15 protein-coding genes are annotated in these 17,377 nt (G+C 30.1%); 2 read left to right on the top strand and 13 right to left on the bottom strand.

From position 1 onward, the window contains the following. Window positions 1-249: 249 nt before the first annotated feature. Genes ACTHPI_RS02585 through cas6 form a run of 5 tightly spaced genes read right to left on the bottom strand, consistent with a single transcriptional unit; the run spans window position 250 to window position 4,751 of the window. Window positions 250-642, bottom strand: a complete 393-nt coding sequence (locus ACTHPI_RS02585; RefSeq protein ID WP_445352620.1) for a CRISPR-associated endonuclease Cas3'' — start codon at window positions 640-642, stop codon at window positions 250-252. Then, window positions 639-1,373, bottom strand: coding sequence for a type I-B CRISPR-associated protein Cas5b (gene cas5b, locus ACTHPI_RS02580; RefSeq protein WP_445352619.1), 735 nt, complete (start codon window positions 1,371-1,373; stop codon window positions 639-641). The genes ACTHPI_RS02585 and cas5b overlap by 4 nt, the downstream gene beginning before the upstream one ends. Then, window positions 1,354-2,256 carry a type I-B CRISPR-associated protein Cas7/Cst2/DevR gene (cas7i, locus tag ACTHPI_RS02575; protein WP_445352618.1) on the bottom strand — a complete coding sequence of 301 codons (903 nt, stop codon included), beginning with the start codon at window positions 2,254-2,256 and terminating at the stop codon, window positions 1,354-1,356. The genes cas5b and cas7i overlap by 20 nt, the downstream gene beginning before the upstream one ends. A 1-nt stretch (window position 2,257) precedes the next feature. Further along, on the bottom strand, window positions 2,258-3,994 hold the full coding sequence (gene cas8a1, locus ACTHPI_RS02570) for a type I-B CRISPR-associated protein Cas8b1/Cst1 (protein ID WP_445352617.1): 1,737 nt from the start codon (window positions 3,992-3,994) through the stop codon (window positions 2,258-2,260). Between the two features lie 16 nt (window positions 3,995-4,010). Then, window positions 4,011-4,751, bottom strand: coding sequence for a CRISPR-associated endoribonuclease Cas6 (gene cas6, locus ACTHPI_RS02565; RefSeq protein ID WP_445352616.1), 741 nt, complete (start codon window positions 4,749-4,751; stop codon window positions 4,011-4,013). A gap of 289 nt (window positions 4,752-5,040) precedes the next feature. Here cas6 and ACTHPI_RS02560 point away from each other — a divergent pair, with 289 nt between their 5' ends. Beyond that, window positions 5,041-5,646: a DUF5052 family protein gene (locus ACTHPI_RS02560; RefSeq protein ID WP_445352615.1), complete on the top strand. Its 606-nt coding sequence runs from the start codon at window positions 5,041-5,043 to the stop codon at window positions 5,644-5,646. Window positions 5,647-5,690: 44 nt separating this feature from the next. Here ACTHPI_RS02560 and ACTHPI_RS02555 read toward each other — a convergent pair whose 3' ends face one another. From ACTHPI_RS02555 to ACTHPI_RS02520, 8 genes are all read right to left on the bottom strand, one after another. Further along, complete coding sequence (locus ACTHPI_RS02555) at window positions 5,691-6,158, bottom strand: DUF7679 family protein (protein WP_445352614.1); 468 nt, start codon at window positions 6,156-6,158, stop codon at window positions 5,691-5,693. A 136-nt stretch (window positions 6,159-6,294) separates the two neighbouring features. Further along, window positions 6,295-7,284 carry an alpha/beta hydrolase gene (locus ACTHPI_RS02550; RefSeq protein WP_445352613.1) on the bottom strand — a complete coding sequence of 330 codons (990 nt, stop codon included), beginning with the start codon at window positions 7,282-7,284 and terminating at the stop codon, window positions 6,295-6,297. A 205-nt stretch (window positions 7,285-7,489) separates the two neighbouring features. Next, window positions 7,490-9,127, bottom strand: a complete 1,638-nt coding sequence (locus ACTHPI_RS02545; protein ID WP_445352612.1) for a peptide ABC transporter substrate-binding protein — start codon at window positions 9,125-9,127, stop codon at window positions 7,490-7,492. A gap of 314 nt (window positions 9,128-9,441) precedes the next feature. After that, the gene (locus ACTHPI_RS02540; RefSeq protein ID WP_445352611.1) at window positions 9,442-10,311 is read right to left on the bottom strand and encodes a hypothetical protein; all 870 of its coding nucleotides are present in this window, start codon (window positions 10,309-10,311) and stop codon (window positions 9,442-9,444) included. Between the two features lie 201 nt (window positions 10,312-10,512). Further along, window positions 10,513-11,697, bottom strand: a complete 1,185-nt coding sequence (locus tag ACTHPI_RS02535) for a diaminopropionate ammonia-lyase (RefSeq protein WP_445352610.1) — start codon at window positions 11,695-11,697, stop codon at window positions 10,513-10,515. A 245-nt stretch (window positions 11,698-11,942) separates the two neighbouring features. Further along, window positions 11,943-14,219 (bottom strand): helix-turn-helix domain-containing protein, encoded by a 2,277-nt coding sequence (locus ACTHPI_RS02530; protein ID WP_445352609.1) that lies wholly within the window; start codon window positions 14,217-14,219, stop codon window positions 11,943-11,945. 148 nt (window positions 14,220-14,367) lie between these two features. Continuing rightward, window positions 14,368-16,167 (bottom strand): translation elongation factor 4, encoded by a 1,800-nt coding sequence (gene lepA, locus ACTHPI_RS02525; protein WP_445352608.1) that lies wholly within the window; start codon window positions 16,165-16,167, stop codon window positions 14,368-14,370. Next, the gene (locus tag ACTHPI_RS02520; RefSeq protein ID WP_445352607.1) at window positions 16,148-16,816 is read right to left on the bottom strand and encodes a TetR/AcrR family transcriptional regulator; all 669 of its coding nucleotides are present in this window, start codon (window positions 16,814-16,816) and stop codon (window positions 16,148-16,150) included. Before ACTHPI_RS02520 ends, lepA begins: the two co-directional genes overlap by 20 nt. A gap of 223 nt (window positions 16,817-17,039) precedes the next feature. Here ACTHPI_RS02520 and ACTHPI_RS02515 point away from each other — a divergent pair, with 223 nt between their 5' ends. After that, window positions 17,040-17,318 (top strand): SemiSWEET family transporter, encoded by a 279-nt coding sequence (locus tag ACTHPI_RS02515; protein WP_445352606.1) that lies wholly within the window; start codon window positions 17,040-17,042, stop codon window positions 17,316-17,318. Window positions 17,319-17,377 lie beyond the last annotated feature (59 nt).

Genomic DNA, 17,377 nt, shown 5'->3' with positions numbered 1-17,377 from the left:
TTTGAGATAATATTACTCTTGGAGATGACTCAACTTTATAGTGGCCCGAAGCAGCATAATCTAAACGATTAAGCAGACCTTTAATTTTTACATATTCGTCAAACTTATGACGTATTTTTAATTCATCTGCACCAGGCTTTTTTAACTCATTTTCAAGTGTCAGTTGTGATTGAAAGTTAAAATATGTACGACTTACATTTTCAGGAATTTGTAATTCTACCGGAATTTTTAATTTGTCTATTTCATTAGCTAATTTTTTTCTAAAGGTTTTAAAGAATCAATATCTTTTTTGTCTATTTCTTTAAAATCTCTTTTATGATGCCTTGCTACTGAATTAATTAAAACCCAAATTTGCTCTTCAGAAAATTTTCCTTCTAAGTCTTTTGCAGGAATCAAGGTAATACTGAGCAATCCATGAGGAATTTCACCATCTATATGCCATTTGTTTTTGCGTATTTTTTCTTGGAACTTATCATTAATTTTACCTAAGTCATGATATGCGCAGGCTAGCTGTAATAACTCCCAATCAGACCTAGTTAAAATCTCAGGATATGTATTTTTCAAAATTTTTAACTGACTAAGCAAATTATTAGTATGATCAATTAAAGTTTCTCCATTTGATTTTGCTAAAAATTCCATCATGCTAAAAAGACAGGCTCTCCCTCATTATCAAAAAGAAATACTTTATCTTTTAATAAATAAATATCAGAAGCGTACAGTACATGAACTTTTTTCCATTTGCGATAATGTTGCTTACGTTTTAGCGGAATTAATTTATAAGTTTTATTAATATTGTAATAAGTTCCATGTCCATTTACATCAACATTGCCATACATTGCATTATCATCTGGTTGGAAACTAACATAGTAAGTTTTCTTTACTTGAAAATCTTCATCTAATTTCTTTTTCTTTAAATCTACTACTTTTATACTTGTAATATTTACTAAGTCTTCTCGACGACCAAGATTAGGATATTCTTTAGGATACTTTAACGCTTGATATATTTCATCAACTTCATTTTGATTATCTGGGACAATATGAATGACCAAATTTACATCAACTAAAAGTTGCGTGTATCCAATCCCACGACTAACACCAAAGCCTTCAGCATCCAATTGATGACGTTTAGAGTCAAACTTATAACCATTTTTAAATTCATATCGAGTATACATATCACTAACCGTAGATGCATAGTCTCCACCAATACTTAACTTCATTTCATGATATGACTTAAAATCACACAAATAATGAATCATTCCTATAACAGTAGAATAAGGTGGAAGTGGATAACTTTCTCTAAACAAATGACTATTAGGTACTCGATAATTTGCTGTTTCTTGATGAATAGTTAATTTAATTGCTTTTAACACCATAAGAATTTGCAACTTCCTTCTTAAGCTTATTCATAAATTTAGCAACACTAATAGCACTTAAGTCTTCTTTAATCTTATTACTATTCTTAAAGATTCCATCCATTAGTCCTACTTCAGTATTATCTGCAATCTCTTTATCATCTAATAAACTCTTAATTGCTTCAATATCAACTTGATTATCTTTTATATTTACAGCATTTTCAAAAATAGGATTCTTAATATTATAAACCCCTCCAATAATAAACAAAGGCTTCAAATCTTCACGACGACCACGAATATCACGGTAAAGATATTGAATAGTAGATAATAATTTTGCTACTCGGCGATTTTTTTCTCCGTTATCTAAATTCGTACCATCATTTTCATCAATACCAATTTGATCTAAATCAATAGTAAGTGTGTAACAATAGAATGCATCTTGGATTTCAGACTGAGCAATACTATTACTAATCGAATTATCTTTTTCTGCTTTTCGAATACGACTAGCCAAACCCATATTAGTTAAGAAATCCATATCACCTCTATATGGTTCTTGACTAATAGCATTGGATAAACGAACTTTAGCAGAGCGAACTTTCGAGTTATTGCCTTTTTCTGTTTTCATATAACCAAAAAAGTCAATTTCTGGATAATCTTTTATTGAAGCATCCTTAGCAAACTGAATAACTTTTTTATCTCCGCTTCCATCAGTAGAAAGTGTTGCTACTGGCTCTCCTAGCTGTTCAATAATGTTATATCTCAAAGCTTGTCTTGAAATATAGGTATATTGTTGACCATCATTTCTAGTAAGTTTCTTTAAAGACGACACATTACCCAAACTTTCACCGTAGTTTGCACTTGAAGCTTGAAAAATAGCTGTTAATGTTAATCCTTGTTTAGTCATTTTAATTTTCTCCTTTTAATTCATCTACATTTCCAATAAGTCCTGCAACAAAAGCATAGCCATATTCTTCAAAAGCCTTATCATCTTCTTGATTATTAATAAACTCTTTAGGTACTATTTTGCCTAAATACATATAGGCATTTAATAGTAAATTTAAGAATTGCTGATGATTATTAGCTTTTAATGCTGTTAACATTCTATATGCTAATGTTTGGGCTTTGTTGGGGTTGTCATAGCCCTTACGAATTGCTATACCATAGCTTCTAACCTTACTAAATTCTCCCATATCAATACTCATACTGTATTCTCCTTTTTTTAAATTAAGTTGGTTTATAAATTCTTCATTTATCTGCAAAACTGCCATAATGTGGAAATTATTATATCTGCAACTAGATGGATCGCTTAATTTCATTAATTCCATTACATGTACTAAATCAATTAATCCCGTACTATTTAATAATCTTCGCACAACTTCATCAAAAATACTATAGTAATTAATTTCTTTATAACCTTTAATACCAGCAAAATACAAAGATTCTAAAATACTTTTTCCATTATGCAACTTGTTTTCACTAATAAGTGTGAATACTTTAGAAGCAATTGTGGGAACTATTTGAAAAGAATACTTTTCATTATCAAAACTTATGAGCTGAATATTACTCATTATATTTTTTTGCCGAGTTACAGCAGCTTTTTCAAAATTAGCAGAAAATGCACGATATGGTGTTGCATAGGCATTATTTTCCATATCTATGGTCATTTCATCGAGAACACTATCATTTTTTTTAATTAGTTCTTCAATTCTGCTATCATCATTAATGAAAATACCCCTATTTCCCATATTATAAGTAAATCCAGCGCTTACAGTTACATACAATAATTGGCAAATTGGGCAGATATACAAGTCATTCGTAAAGTTCCAAGCATTACTTGTCTTTCGATTTAAGTCATATCCCATCCCATTTAAAAATCCATAAGAATATGTCTGTTTCGGCATAGTACGATTACAATTTGAACACGTATACTTGTCTTTTTCAGTATCTCTATTTAAATATTCTTTTACTGGATCAACAAAATAATGTTGAAAATCATCATAAAAATCCAAATTCTTAGCTTGCGGATTTAAAAAGGATACCCCATCCCATGCATTTCTAATAACAAGATAACTTAATGTTTTAGCAGGGAAATACTTTTTAGAAATTGGAGTCTTAAAATAGTCAATTATTTCTAATAATTGTGGAATTAATTCCTTTAGAGTATTAAGTGTTTCATCATATCTTTTGGTTAACTCATTTTTCTTCTTCAACGTTTTAATTAACTTGCTACAAGCTTTTGTCTTATTAATTACATCAAAGTCTGAGTTGATAAACTTTATCACTTTAACGTAAGATTTACTATTTATCGAATATTTTAAAGTATTATCGAACCAATCCGTTAACTGATTTAGATTTTCTTGATTAAATTCCTCATAGTCATTATCTTGCCAGGTTTTTAATACTAGTTCCATAGATAAAATACGTTGAAAACGAGTATATTTTCCATATTTATTAATAAAATATTTAAAATATCTATCTGCAAAACTATTCAAAGCAGTAGATTTGACTATTAAAGCTGTTTCGTTAATTTTATAATCTTCTTTAGATAAAATCCTAGTTAATCCTACAATACCCGCATTTTCAAGCCAACTATTTGTACTAAATTTAATTGACTTTAATGTATTAGTTTTAACTTCTTCCATTTTTTCAATTACCTTTCTATACCGGAGAAATCATCCCGCTAAAAGTTCCAGTTTTTTCGCCTAAACCAGTATTCTCCAAAAATGTTAATAAAGCAGGATTCCCTTTAAGCATAAAAGTTCCAACTGTACACTCCACCATAGTATTGAAAGATTTACGAACAGTTTTCCGAGTTTTAATTGGGATAAAAGTTAAATCTTTTACCATAGATTGTAATTCTGGTTTATTTTCAAGTTTAGTCAAAGTATTTCTTCTAAGGGCAATATTATATGCTTCAATTTTATTTTCATTATCACAAGAGATAAACATGCCCTTTTCATCACGTAATACTAATGGTGACATGGTTTTAAATATAATATTATTACTTATGATAGGTTTTAATTCAATTATATATAACTTGCCAATATCCGCGTTTAAATTTGGTCCAAAGGTAAGATTCTTATCATGACTCAATTTAACAAATGCATTGTAATAGTTTAATCCTAAGTAAGTATCATCTGTTGAAAAGAAAAGCTTCATTTCTCCCTTTTCATTTAATATAATTTTGTCTTTGGTAAACTTTGAATTTGGAAAATATAAACTAGTTGTAAATAACTTTTGAGTTGGTTTTAAGTACAATTCTTCAAATAATTCAGGATTTACTTGTTGAAGTCCATGTTTAATCAAAGATAAAACTTTAGCATCATAATCAATATTAATTACAATATTACCTACTTTTTCAGACTTAGAATGTAATTTTATCGGTATTCCAAATTTCATTTGTTCCTCCTAATTAATTAACCATGTTTTTTTGTTTAAATAAATGATATCACTTACAATAAAAAAAGACCATTGATTTTTAATCAATGATCTATATTTCTCAAAAGTTATATAAATATATTTATACAAATAAACATTTTACATTTTTCACAAATTAAATAAACTATTATTAGTATAACACTAATACTCATTAATTTATATTTTTATAGAAAAATCACTTCTCTTAATGTTATGTTTCTAATATATGCTACAATCAACCTATAAAGCTTTTAAGAGAGGGCAACAATTTATGAAATTAAAAAAGAAATTAGCATTACTTTTAAGTTTAGTTTTATTGACAATTGGTCTTAGCGCATGTAGCAACATTGAAAATTGGGAACTTTCTATGCGATCAAAAATCGGTGCATTGCCATTAACCGTTTCAACTTATGATTCAAATGGTCAAAAAATTGATCAGATCAAAGCTAAGTCAGTCAACATTCACACCGATAAAAAAATGTCTCAAAAAGACACTGGTGGCAGTGAAAAATCAAGCGTAATTGATGTTGACTATGGACACAATCGTATGACACATGTTGGTTCAACTTTAATTGCTTATGAAGGACTTAAAAATTATGAAGATCTCTTTAATAAACATGTTAAAATTAAAGATCAAAATTTTGCAGTTCCACTTTTAAATACAATGTATCAAGATTTTAAAAACGATTGGAATGGTCAAGAAAAGGTAGTTATGATTAGAAGTCAGCTTGGAATGCCAATTGCAGTATTTGCTGGAAAACATGTCTCAATTCATAAGAGTGATATGAAAAACGCTACTCAATTCGTAATTGATGGTCATCGCTTATTTGCTTATCGAGCAGATTACACTATTTATCCAGTTTCTAGTTTAAAATAAATATTAAAAAAGCAGATATTCACTTCTATATGTGAACATCTGCTTTATTTTTGTGATCGTTTTCTCAATAAATACCGAAGATGACGAATCTTCTTTTTCATTTGTCTATTTTGATTTCTAAGTAATTCATTATGCCAATAATACAACGATACGGCAATCGCTAACTTATTGTACCAAGTATAGTTATGCTTTAAATAATTAAATGCATCTGAATAGTTTTTTAAATGTTCAGGGGTAACGAACTGGTTTCTAGTCCAATGATAATCTTTAGATCCATAATGTAAAATACGTATCTTAGTAACTTTTCCTACTTTTAGTCGAGCACGGCCATTGATATAACGACTAATTGAAACTGTGATATAATTACCGATCATCGTATTTTTCCAGAATTGGTTTACCGTTCTTTCAGCAAACAAAGCTTCTCTTAAAACGCGACTTACACAATACCATTCTTTATGATTATCCGGAAATTCAATCAAAAGCCAAATAAATTCTTTTCTACATTTTCCCATAACTCACTCGTTCCAATATACTTTTGTATTAATTTTACCACAAATCGTCATTTAAATTCTCTAATATTGAGTGAACTATTTTTTATTAAAAAAGCAACTCATGTTTAACATATGAATTGCTTCAAATCGATTTTTATTATAAATACTTATTAAAAAACTCAATCATTTTATCAAATGGAATAACGTGATTTTTTCCACCATCATATAAATCAGTATGTACTGCATTTGGCACAGCTAAAAATTCTTTATTATCAGTATACTTACTTTCATTAATCATATTTTTATAAGCATCTTTTGAAAAGTAATATGAGTGAGCTTTATCACCATGTATCATTAAAACAGCGCTTCTGATTTCATTACTATATTGCAAAATCGGTTGATTGATAAATGACATCGTACCAATTACATTCCAGCCATCAGTTGAATTGACTGAACGAGGGTGATAACCTCGACTTGTTTTATAATAGTCATGGTAATCTTTAACAAAGAATGGTGCATCTTCTGGTAATGGATCGACTACTCCACCAGCACGCTTATATGTTCCTTTTTTATAATCGAGAGTTCGTTGTTTATTTAATGCTAGTTTATTTTGATAGCGGTTTTCTTCTGAATCTTGTTCATCAAAGTAACCATTTGCATTAATTCTACTCATATCATACATGGTTGAAGTAACTGTCGCTTTAATTCTTGTATCAAGTGCTGCTGCGTTTAAAGCCATTCCACCAAAACCACAGATTCCAATAATACCAATTTTTTCTGGGTCAATATTATCTTGTGTGCTTAAAAAGTCAACCGCAGCTTGAAAATCCTCAGTATTAATGTCTGGAGAAGCCATATAACGAGGACTTCCACCACTTTCTCCGGTATATGATGGATCAAAAGCAATTGTAATAAAGCCATTTTCAGCCATAGTTTGTGCATAAAGACCCGAGGCTTGCTCTTTAACTGCTCCAAAAGGACCACTAACTGCAATTGCTGGCATCTTATCATTTATATCTTTGGGAGTATACATATCTGCTGCTAATTCAATTCCATATCGATTATGAAAAGTTATCTTACGATGATTTACTTTATCACTTTTTGGAAAAGTCTTGTCCCACTCTGTTGTTAATTTTAAATTTGACATATAAAAATTTTCCTTTCTTCAGCTAACTATTTATAGTTTAAATTAAATATTCTATAATGTTAAAAACTTATTAATTATTGATTACTATAACTATTTTTTATAGAAAAACTGCATATATTAATGAATTTAACTAATATGCAATAATACATTAAAAAAGAAGATAAATGTTAATTAATACATTTACCTTCTTTTAATTAAATATATTTTAGTCTACGCTAGCATATTTGTAACTCCATTGAGTTCCTGCAGTATTATGAATTACGCCATGAACTCGAGGTTTTTGCAAGTAAGCTGTAGTTTGTTGATAAATTGGAGTAATAGCTTGTTCTTTATTAACAATTTTTGCTGCAGAAACTAAATCATTCCAACGTTTATTGCCATTATTTGCGTCGCGGTCACCAGCATTTTTAACTAATTGGTCATAATCATTATTTGACCATTTACCATAATTATAAGAAGTTCCAGTTTTTGGAATTTGCATAAAAGTCATTGGATCATTAAAGTCTCCACCCCAATGAGAAAGATAAATATCAAAGTCTCCTTCTTGTGCACGACTAGTAGTTGACTTATCAGGAACATTAGTTACATTAATTTTTACACCTTTAAGTTCCTTAGTCCATTGAGACTGTAAATATTGGGTAAGTTGTTCACTATCTGCTTCATCATTTGAGGATAATAAGTTAAAAGTTAATTGCTTTTCACCAATTTCTTTTAGACCTTGCTTCCAATACTTCTTAGCTAAAGTTGGATTATACTCGACGGTATTTTTTACAGCTTGTTGCTTCGCAAAATCTTCTCCAATAGAAGGATCATGAGCTAAGTCAGTTGCTACAAATCCAGTTGGCAAAGTTGAACCATTTCCTAAAACTTTCTTAGTTACAATATTTCTATCAATTGAAAGTGATAAAGCTAAACGAATATTACGATTATTTAATGCTTTTTTGTTAACAGGGTTATTATCTTTAAAGTTATACATTAAAAATCTAACTAATGAATATGGGTAAGTAGTGAAATCTTTATTACTCTTTAAATTTTTAACCTGTTCACTTGATAATGGCGTAAGGTCAAGCTTTCCTTGCTGATACATTTGATAACCGGTATTGTTAGACTTCACTACTTGATAATTAATCTTATTAAGTTTAACAACTTTTTTATCCCAGTATTGATTATTCTTTACAAATGACCATGTATCATTGGTTCCGTTCCATCCCTTAATTTTAAATGGTCCAGAGTATACTTGGTATTCTGCTTTAGTGGCGTATTTTTTACCATACTTTTTAACTACTTTTTCGTTTTGTGGTCCAAATAATGGGTAAGCCATTAATACTTTGAAATAAGCGATTGGTCTATTTAACTTTACTACTACAGTGTCTTTATTAGGAGCAGAAATTCCAACCGCACTAGGCATCAATTTTCCACTTGCAACTTGATCAGCATTTTTAACTCCACTAAAAAGATATGAATATGGTGAAGCGGTTTTTGGATCAAGGCTGCGACGCCATGAATATACGAAGTCTTGTGCGGTAATCGGATCACCGTTTGACCATTTAGCATTACGTAATTTAAAAGTCCAAGTTTTTCCATCTTTTGAAACTGTTCCACTTTTAGCAAGACCAGCGGTTGGCTTACCGTTTTTTCCTAATCTATAAAAACTTTCAAATACGTTTCCAGTTTGACCATAACCTGTTGACTTACTAATATCAATCGTATCAAGGGGAGCCGTAGTACTTAAATTAAGCGTCTTAGCTTCACCGCTACTTGAATTAGAATTACTACCACATGCTGCAAGTACCAAAGCGGTAGAAACAGTAACCATACTTGCAACAAATGTCTTAAACTTCATGATAAATTTCTCCTTTTTAATTTTTAACAGCAAAAAAACGAGCTGTATCCCAACTTGGAATACAGCTCGTTAACTTATATTAAATCTAATTAATTTTAATTAGATTTCAATACTTGTAGAGATGTGTCGCACGTTGGGCATGACAAATAAATTGCAGCTAGTGCAACAACATACAGTATTTTGCTTTTGCAATTTAATATTACGTACCAACATGTTCTTCATCTCCTTTTGCTAAAATTTATAATTAAACTATAACCGGTAAAATTATCCCTGTCAACAGTTATTTCTGATTTTTTGTAAGTAAGTTAAAATCTTTACTTCAAACTATTTAACATTTTTAATGCAGTTTCAGTATCATGTGCTTCTAACTTGTAAACACTATTTCCATCTTGCCAAGCAATAGTAGTATTAAGTGAACCTACGCTATCACCCATAACTACATTTAAACTACCATGACTTGTAGTGTTTGGAATTCCATATTCATTAACAAGTGCCAAAACTGACTTTGCACGACCTGTTGGATCTTGCTTTAGTTGGCTATTGCCCTTAACAACATATGACCACTTACCTTTGTTCCATTGGATATACTTAGAACCTGCAGCTCCTTGGCTGGTTGCCTTAGTATTTGAATCTAAGTTAACAGTTGGTAAGCCACTTTCAGCTGGCATATAGTTAATGATGCTATCAGCATCGCCATTTTTAGTTTGAGTAAGTACTGCAAATGGCTTTTCATTTTTTACGCTAGCCGCATTAAAGTCTGCTGGAGAATTACCAACACTGTAGTAAACAGTATTAGTATCATTAGACTTAGTATAGCGAACATTTAAATTGTCACTACCTGCTCCTAAACCATCTTTAGTTGGTAAAAGCATTCCTGGAAGAGCCTTATGTAACTTAGCAGTCATTTGACTCATTCTACTCTTAGGTGCTTGTGAAGAAGGTTCATTTGCTTTAGATGATGAACTTGATGAAGCACTACTATTGGTAGTAGAAGAACTTGAAACAGAATTAGATGATGAAGTTGAACTTGATGAAGTAGAGGTTGAACTTGACTTCTTTTCAACTTGAGCACTAGTTGACTTTGATTGACTTGAACTTGAACTCGATTGATTACTATTAGAACAAGCTGATAATGAGATAGCTGCTAAAATGGCAGCAGCAGTAATACCAAATTTCTTTTTCATTATAGATATAACTCCCTCGAAAATATTAATATCTTTCTTTTCTTAATTGTAACAGAGATTGTGCTTCAAATATATTAAGAAATGCTTACGTATTAACACTTTCTTTACAAATTCGTAATCTCTATTTAACAAAATAGTTTAACATATTTTTCAAGTTATAGTTCAATTATAGTAAATTAATTATTAAATTAAAATTTTATTTTACTTAAATTTACTTTCTACGCTCGTAATTTTACGATAGTTATTTGGATCTGTATCTCCTTCTGTACTTAATACTATAATTCTAGAATCTTTATCAATACCTAGTTTTTTACGTAAATTTGATAATTCATTATTTGATAAAATTTCGTAAACATAAGCAAAACTAGCAGCCCCTGACTCTCCTGAGATAACTTTTGGGTCATTTCCTAAAGGATGAGATAGTCTATCCATACCTTGTGCATCCACATCTTCGCTAATTGTTCCATAAAACTTTGCGCTATCTTTAATCACTGGCCATGCATCTATACTTGGTGTTTGACAATTTAAACCTGCCATCATTGTTCTTGTCTTACCGTGAATACTGTGACGAGTTCCATCATCTTCTTCAGCAGAAAGATAATAGCAAGCTACATTTTCTGGTTCCACAATTGTAATAATTGGCATTTCTTCAGGAGTCATTCGTTCTTCTAAACCCTTAATTATTCCAGCAGCAAGAGAACCAACACCAACTTGCAAAAAAATATGAGTTGGTGTTTCTTTCATTTGATGTAATAGTTCATCAACAATTAAGCTGTATCCTTTAACTATCCAACCAGGAATCTTTTCATATCCTTGCCATGCAGTATCTTGAATCATAATACCATTAGGATCATTAGCACATAATTCACGAACTTCTTTGACCGTATCATCATAATTTTTATCTGTAATTTCGACACTAGTATTTTGAATTTTACGAATATTTTCGGCTCGAACTTCTTGTGACCCATATGGCATTTTAATTACGGCGTGAGTTCCTAATTTGCTTGCACTCCAAGCAATTCCTCGACCATGGTTGCCATCGGTTGCGGTATAAAAAGTAATTTTTTCTGCAACTTTTTTGACTTCAGGCTTCATAAGCTCATCATAAGTAATATTGTCTACATCAAGACCAGCTTTTTCAGCAATGCAACATGCCATTGCATATAAGCCACCTGCACCCTTAAATGAATTAATTCCAAAGCGGCTACTTTCATCTTTAACCATAATTTGGTTAACATTTAACTTTTTAGCAAGAGTTGGTAAATTTTTCAATTTTGTCGGTTCATAAAATGGTACAGAATCAAAAAAATGAACTACTTCATGATCATTGTTCAATGTTGGAGCTTTATATTCAAAAGGTGATTTTAATAATTTTACTGTTTTCATAATTTTGCTCTTTCTATTTATATATACTTCTTTTTTCACTTATCAGAATACCACATTTATTGGTAAACGGTTACATTGTTTTACTGTAAACAAAAGAAATATGATGAGTTTTATTAAAAATAATGCAATTATAAATATTATTAATATTATGAATATTTTAAAAATATATAATATAAAAAATACACCTCATATGAATGAGATGTATTAAATACTAAATATTTATAATTTATATGGTATTTCTAATACTAATCCTTGACTTTAACAGCCATAATAACCTTGGTTGATAACATTTCTTCTTCACCGGTTTTAGCATTTTTAGCAGTTATGAAGTGATTTTCCCATTTACTACTTGCGGTGCTTGAAATATATTCTTTTGCTTCTTTGAAATTTTCAAACTTATCATTGTAATAAATTCCATCAAAAGTAGTAAGCTGAATAATAATATTTCCTGTAGAATTAATTTCTTCAAGATTTTTAGTTGGAACTGTCTCAACCTTTTCTTCTTCAGTATGTAACTTTGCCTTTTTATTAACTGGAATTTTCTTTGATGGACTTACAGTAGTAACTTTATTATTTGGAATTTCAATTACTGGGCGACGATCTGCCTTAGTAACAAACTTAATCTTAGAGTCAGTTTTTGGTGTTTGAACTTCTAATTCTTTTTCTGGTATGTTTTCAGATTTAACAATTTCAGCTGGTCTAATTTCAACTTTATCAGCTTCAGATGTTTTCGCAATTTCTTTTGTTTCTTGCTTAACTGCTTTAGACTTTTGAACAATTTGTTCTTTCTTTTCTTCCTTTTTAGCAGTTTCTTCAAACTTATCTACATAGCTGACATCACGCGGAATTTCTTTAGTAATGCGGATATTTTGACGTGGAGGAAGCAAACTCTTAGCAGTTTGGCTAGTTTTAAACATTTTGTAAACGTTAGGACCATACAGATTTACTTTATAGTGCCAGCCGTTAAGTGGTTGATATGAACTAGTTCTAATTTTATCAATAATTTGTTCTTCAGGAATATTGACCAAATGAGAAATATCCATAGTAGTGTAAAGATCATACTTTTCTTTAACTCTTTGCGCAGATTCATTATCTTGAGCGGATAACAAGTCAACAAAAATATTCCAAACATCTGGACCATATGTCCTTACTGCATTATTAACTTCAACTGGCTTAATCACACCTTGACGGAATACATTATAAATTCTTCCTGCTGAAATTCCTAACTTTTCAGCTAATTCTTGCTCTGTTAAATCATGTGTTGGCTTTTCTTTTTCAAGTTGCTCTTTAATTTCTTCAACATGAATACCATGAGTAAGAGCCCATGTTTGATAATTAAGAACCAATTCTGGAATATTATCTTCAGTTGGATGAAGCCACATAATATATCCTAGGAAAGTATTTGGATTGCATTCTGGAAGTGGAATAAACGAATGCTTTGAAGGACGAGTTCCAATTCTAAACTGCGTCATCATACCAAAACCATTTGGCATTGTTGGGTTTTGTGAACTATGGAATAAAACAATATCTCCGGGAACCACTTCTCCCATTTTTCGTGCTTCTTCAATATAAGGCAAATCAACTACAGGCATAATTAATCTACCATGCGGATTGGTAATATTTTTTAAACGAAGCTTAGGCATATTTTTGGGTTGTCCTGGCTTAGTTCCTTTTGCAATATAAATTTTTTCAACTTCTGCATGATATTCAGTTTCTTTAGGGCTAATTAATGGTAAAACTTCTTCTGAAGTTTCACGTTCCGTTTCTTGTAAGCGGTCACGATATTTTTCATAACGACTTGGTTGAAAACGTGCTTCAACATGTCCAGGTTCATTAACTAGGTCTTCTTTATTTTGACTTTCTTCATATTTATTCCAAGCACGTTGACCAGCAGTTGAATTATCAATTTCAAGTACCCAATCATCTTGACGATCATAATTACTTACCAAAATGTCTGGTTTGTCCACGCCTTTATAAATACCTGCTTTTACAATTACAGTAGTATCTAATCCATATTTATTACCGCTATAGCGTTTAATTTTACTAAAACCTTGTACAATATCTCCAATACCAATCTTTTGATTTCCACCTTGAATATATTTTACATTTACTAAATTTAACCAAACATGATAATCTAATAATTCTTGATTATCACCTGTCGTTAATTTATCTAATAAAACTTCTCCAGTTAAATTATTGATAGCATTAGGTAAAGTTAAATCGCTAAGTACCCCAATCCAATGAAGCCAAGTTCCGGAGTCATAGTATGGTTTTAATCTAATATGTTGAGAATCTGGGTGATTATATTTATTTAAAACTTCTTTTGTATTTTGTCTTCTTACTTTATTAAAAGAAGCTGTCATTCCATCTGATTTAATTTGATTGATAGTAACAAAATTTAATTTTAATTTATCATCAATTTGATAATCATATTCTTCTTGATTTGAATTATTTACACTATTTGTACTAGATTTAAACTCCTTGCGCGCATGAAGAAGCTTTTTTAACTTCTTTTTTTGCATTTTTCATTCCCCTTTTTAATTGAAATATTATAATAAGTTTCCTGAAATTAATTATATTCTAAGAAACGATACCTCCGTATTATACCAAACTATAAGGGGAATACGCACTTTTATATCAAAACTATTGCTTTTTCAATATATTTATACTTTAAATTTCAAGCAAAACATTAAATACTTCTTGTGGTAACTCTATTTTTTCATGAGCTGCTCTTCTCTTATTTAAACTTTGTCGTCTTAATAAAGCCTGTTTTTTAGAAATACTTTGTTTTTCACCACTTACTGCTGCATTTTTTCTTAATGGTGGAACATCTATTCTCGCAACTGCTTTTCCTTCAACAATCGCTTGAACAGGAGTAGGATAAAGTTTTTTAGGCATTGTATATTTTAATTTATGAACTAACTCTTGAGTCATTTCAGCTACATCTTGACGATGAATAATAAATGACAATGCATCTACATTGGAGTAATTTACATCAACTTCTACTTTAACCAAGTCATTAGTTTCATAATCTAAAAATTTCATATCTAAATTTGCATACCCATGAGAGACTGATTTTAATTCATTAAAAAATCCATTAGCTACCTTAAATAGAGGAACTTTATAGAATAATTTTACCAAGTCTTCCTCATTGCCCATATCCAGCAATTCCCCCATATTTTGTTCTACTAATTTCATAATTGCACTGACGCTCTGGCTAGGAGTAGTAATTTTAATCTTCATATATGGTTCTTTAACATAAGCAATCTTTTCAAAACTAGGAAAATCAACTGGATTATTTACTTCTTTTTCAATAAGTTGACCATTTTCTTGTTTCAAAAATACTTTATAAGATACATTAGGAGCTGTAACTAGAACATCTAACTTATACTCATCTTTTAAACGTTCTCGAATAATTTGTAAATGAAATTCACCTAAAAATCCACAACGAAATCCACTCCCTAAGGCCTCTGAAACTTCTTCTTTATAATGAAAGGATGGATCATTAAGGGCTAATTTTTCAATTGCATTCTTCAAATCTTTATAATCACTATTTTTGGGATAGATTCCAGCAAATACCATTGACTTTGCTGGTTGATAACCTGGAAGAGGTTTAGATGCAGGTTTTTCCAAATTAGTAATTGTATCTCCAACGCGGACTTTTTCAGGATCTTTAAAACCTGTAACCACATATCCTACTTCCCCAGATGTAAGTAAGTCAGTCTCTTGCATATTAGGTGTAAAAATCCCTATTTTTGCATTGGTGATTTTTTCATTTTTAGCCATTAACTTTAGATTTTGATTTTTCTCAATTTGTCCATCAACAATTCGAATATGGGCAATAATTCCTTTATACGAATTATATTCAGAATCAAAGATAATTGCCTTTAAAGAGTGAGAGTTATTTCCGGTAGGCGCAGGAATCTTATTTACTATTGCTTCTAATAATTCATCGACATTTTTACCACTTTTAGCAGAAACTTTATAAATTGTTTCATCTTTAAACCGTGGATCCAATGCCAGTATTTCTTGAGTGGTTTTTTCTATTTGAGCTGCTTGAGTATCAATCTTATTAATTACTGGAATTATTGGTAAATTCAATTTTTTAGCTAATTTAAAATTAGCTACAGTTTGAGCTTGCACGCCTTTAGTTGCATCAACTAATAAGATCACTCCATCACTTGCTGAAAGAGATTTAGAAACTTCATATGAAAAATCTACATGCCCGGGAGTATCAATTAAATTAAATTCATATTTCTGACCATTTTTGGCTTGATAAATGTTACGAACACTTCTTGCTTTTACCGTTACATTATGTTTTTGTTCAACTTGCATACTATCCAAAAGTTGATCACTTGCTTCTCGTTTATTGATAGTTTTTGTCATTTCCATGATTCGATCAGATAAAGTCGATTTTCCATGATCAATATGAGCAATAATTGCAAAATTTCTAATATTCTTTTGTTTCATTTTTTCCTCTCAGTTTATCTTTTAAGTAACTTTTAAATACTTCTGTTGCTTCTTTAGTAACATCTATATTTAAAGATGGTAAGCTTTGACCAGTCGGCTTTCCTCTAAAGTCCTCTAAACCAGCCAAATTAAGCATTCCACTGATAATTGCACTTTGAATTACAAAAATATGATTTAATTCCTCAGTATCAACTTGCCCAATTTGCTTATTAATCAAATTACTTACTTCGTCACTTCGTTGATATAACTTCTTTCTTTGAAGTTTAGTTCGACTTAAATTTGCTTTTCCTTCGAAAATTGGTCCACGCAAGGCATTTAGTCTTACAAGAGATGAATAATTCTTTATTAGATTACTCACTTCACCAATTAAAAAGATTTCCAAATCTTTTTTGCTTTTTAAAGGGTTTTGTTTTAATCTTTCGTATAATTCAACAAAATATTCTTGATATCCTACCAAAAGAAGCGTCATAAATAAATCTTCTTTATTTTTATAATAATTAAATAGAGTTCCTTTTGATAATCCTGCATTTTTTGCTATCTGATTCATTGAAATTTGATTATAAGAACTTTCTTTAAATAATTTAATAGCTACTTTTGCAATTTTAGCAGCATTTTTTTCTTTTTCTGCATCAGTTAAAACATTTGCCATTAATATACCTCATTCCAAAATTGACCGTCGGTCATTTTTAACATTATAAATTATCTACTATTGACTTTCAAGTGATAAAAATATGCAATGCTAAATATAGTTTATATTTAAAATATAATTACTATTTTACATACTAAAACTATATTCAATATTATTTAAATTATATATTCTTTTTGCTTTATATTTGAATTTGCGCTACAATGCCTTACCAAGGAGGCATTTTTTGAAAAAATTAAATTCTTTAGATGAAAAAACAGTCTTGACAATTGGACGTATTGGATCTGTATTATCTATCTTGATGTACATTTCTTATATTCCTCAAATTATAAACAACCTACATGGCAATTATGGTAGCCCTATTCAACCATTGGTAGCTGCAATTAATTGTTTAATTTGGGTTCTTTATGCAATATTGAAGAAGAAAAAAGATTGGCCCCTTTTTGTAGCCAATTTCCCTGGAATTATTTTTGGACTTATTACATTTGTTACTTCCTTACATTAATAATATAGATAGAAAAAAGCGAAAACTGTAGTTTTCGCTTTTTATTATATTTGCTTTTA

This window comes from Lactobacillus sp. PSON (assembly GCF_052615405.1).
The sequence above is the reverse complement of the archived record's forward strand: the minus strand, read 5'-3'. Positions and strand labels throughout refer to the sequence as shown.

What these genes read in the sequence shown, in the direction of transcription:
- ACTHPI_RS02585 (WP_445352620.1), bottom strand. Translation starts at nt 642, where the DNA reads ATGATGGAATTTTTAGCAAAATCAAATGGAGAAACTTTAATTGATCAT.
- cas5b (WP_445352619.1), bottom strand. Translation starts at nt 1,373, where the DNA reads ATGGTGTTAAAAGCAATTAAATTAACTATTCATCAAGAAACAGCAAAT.
- ACTHPI_RS02530 (WP_445352609.1), bottom strand. Translation starts at nt 14,219, where the DNA reads ATGCAAAAAAAGAAGTTAAAAAAGCTTCTTCATGCGCGCAAGGAGTTT.
- ACTHPI_RS02535 (WP_445352610.1), bottom strand. Translation starts at nt 11,697, where the DNA reads ATGAAAACAGTAAAATTATTAAAATCACCTTTTGAATATAAAGCTCCA.
- cas8a1 (WP_445352617.1), bottom strand. Translation starts at nt 3,994, where the DNA reads ATGGAAGAAGTTAAAACTAATACATTAAAGTCAATTAAATTTAGTACA.
- ACTHPI_RS02560 (WP_445352615.1), top strand. Translation starts at nt 5,041, where the DNA reads ATGAAATTAAAAAAGAAATTAGCATTACTTTTAAGTTTAGTTTTATTG.
- cas6 (WP_445352616.1), bottom strand. Translation starts at nt 4,751, where the DNA reads ATGAAATTTGGAATACCGATAAAATTACATTCTAAGTCTGAAAAAGTA.
- ACTHPI_RS02555 (WP_445352614.1), bottom strand. Translation starts at nt 6,158, where the DNA reads ATGGGAAAATGTAGAAAAGAATTTATTTGGCTTTTGATTGAATTTCCG.
- ACTHPI_RS02545 (WP_445352612.1), bottom strand. Translation starts at nt 9,127, where the DNA reads ATGAAGTTTAAGACATTTGTTGCAAGTATGGTTACTGTTTCTACCGCT.
- ACTHPI_RS02550 (WP_445352613.1), bottom strand. Translation starts at nt 7,284, where the DNA reads ATGTCAAATTTAAAATTAACAACAGAGTGGGACAAGACTTTTCCAAAA.
- ACTHPI_RS02540 (WP_445352611.1), bottom strand. Translation starts at nt 10,311, where the DNA reads ATGAAAAAGAAATTTGGTATTACTGCTGCTGCCATTTTAGCAGCTATC.
- cas7i (WP_445352618.1), bottom strand. Translation starts at nt 2,256, where the DNA reads ATGACTAAACAAGGATTAACATTAACAGCTATTTTTCAAGCTTCAAGT.
- ACTHPI_RS02520 (WP_445352607.1), bottom strand. Translation starts at nt 16,816, where the DNA reads ATGGCAAATGTTTTAACTGATGCAGAAAAAGAAAAAAATGCTGCTAAA.
- lepA (WP_445352608.1), bottom strand. Translation starts at nt 16,167, where the DNA reads ATGAAACAAAAGAATATTAGAAATTTTGCAATTATTGCTCATATTGAT.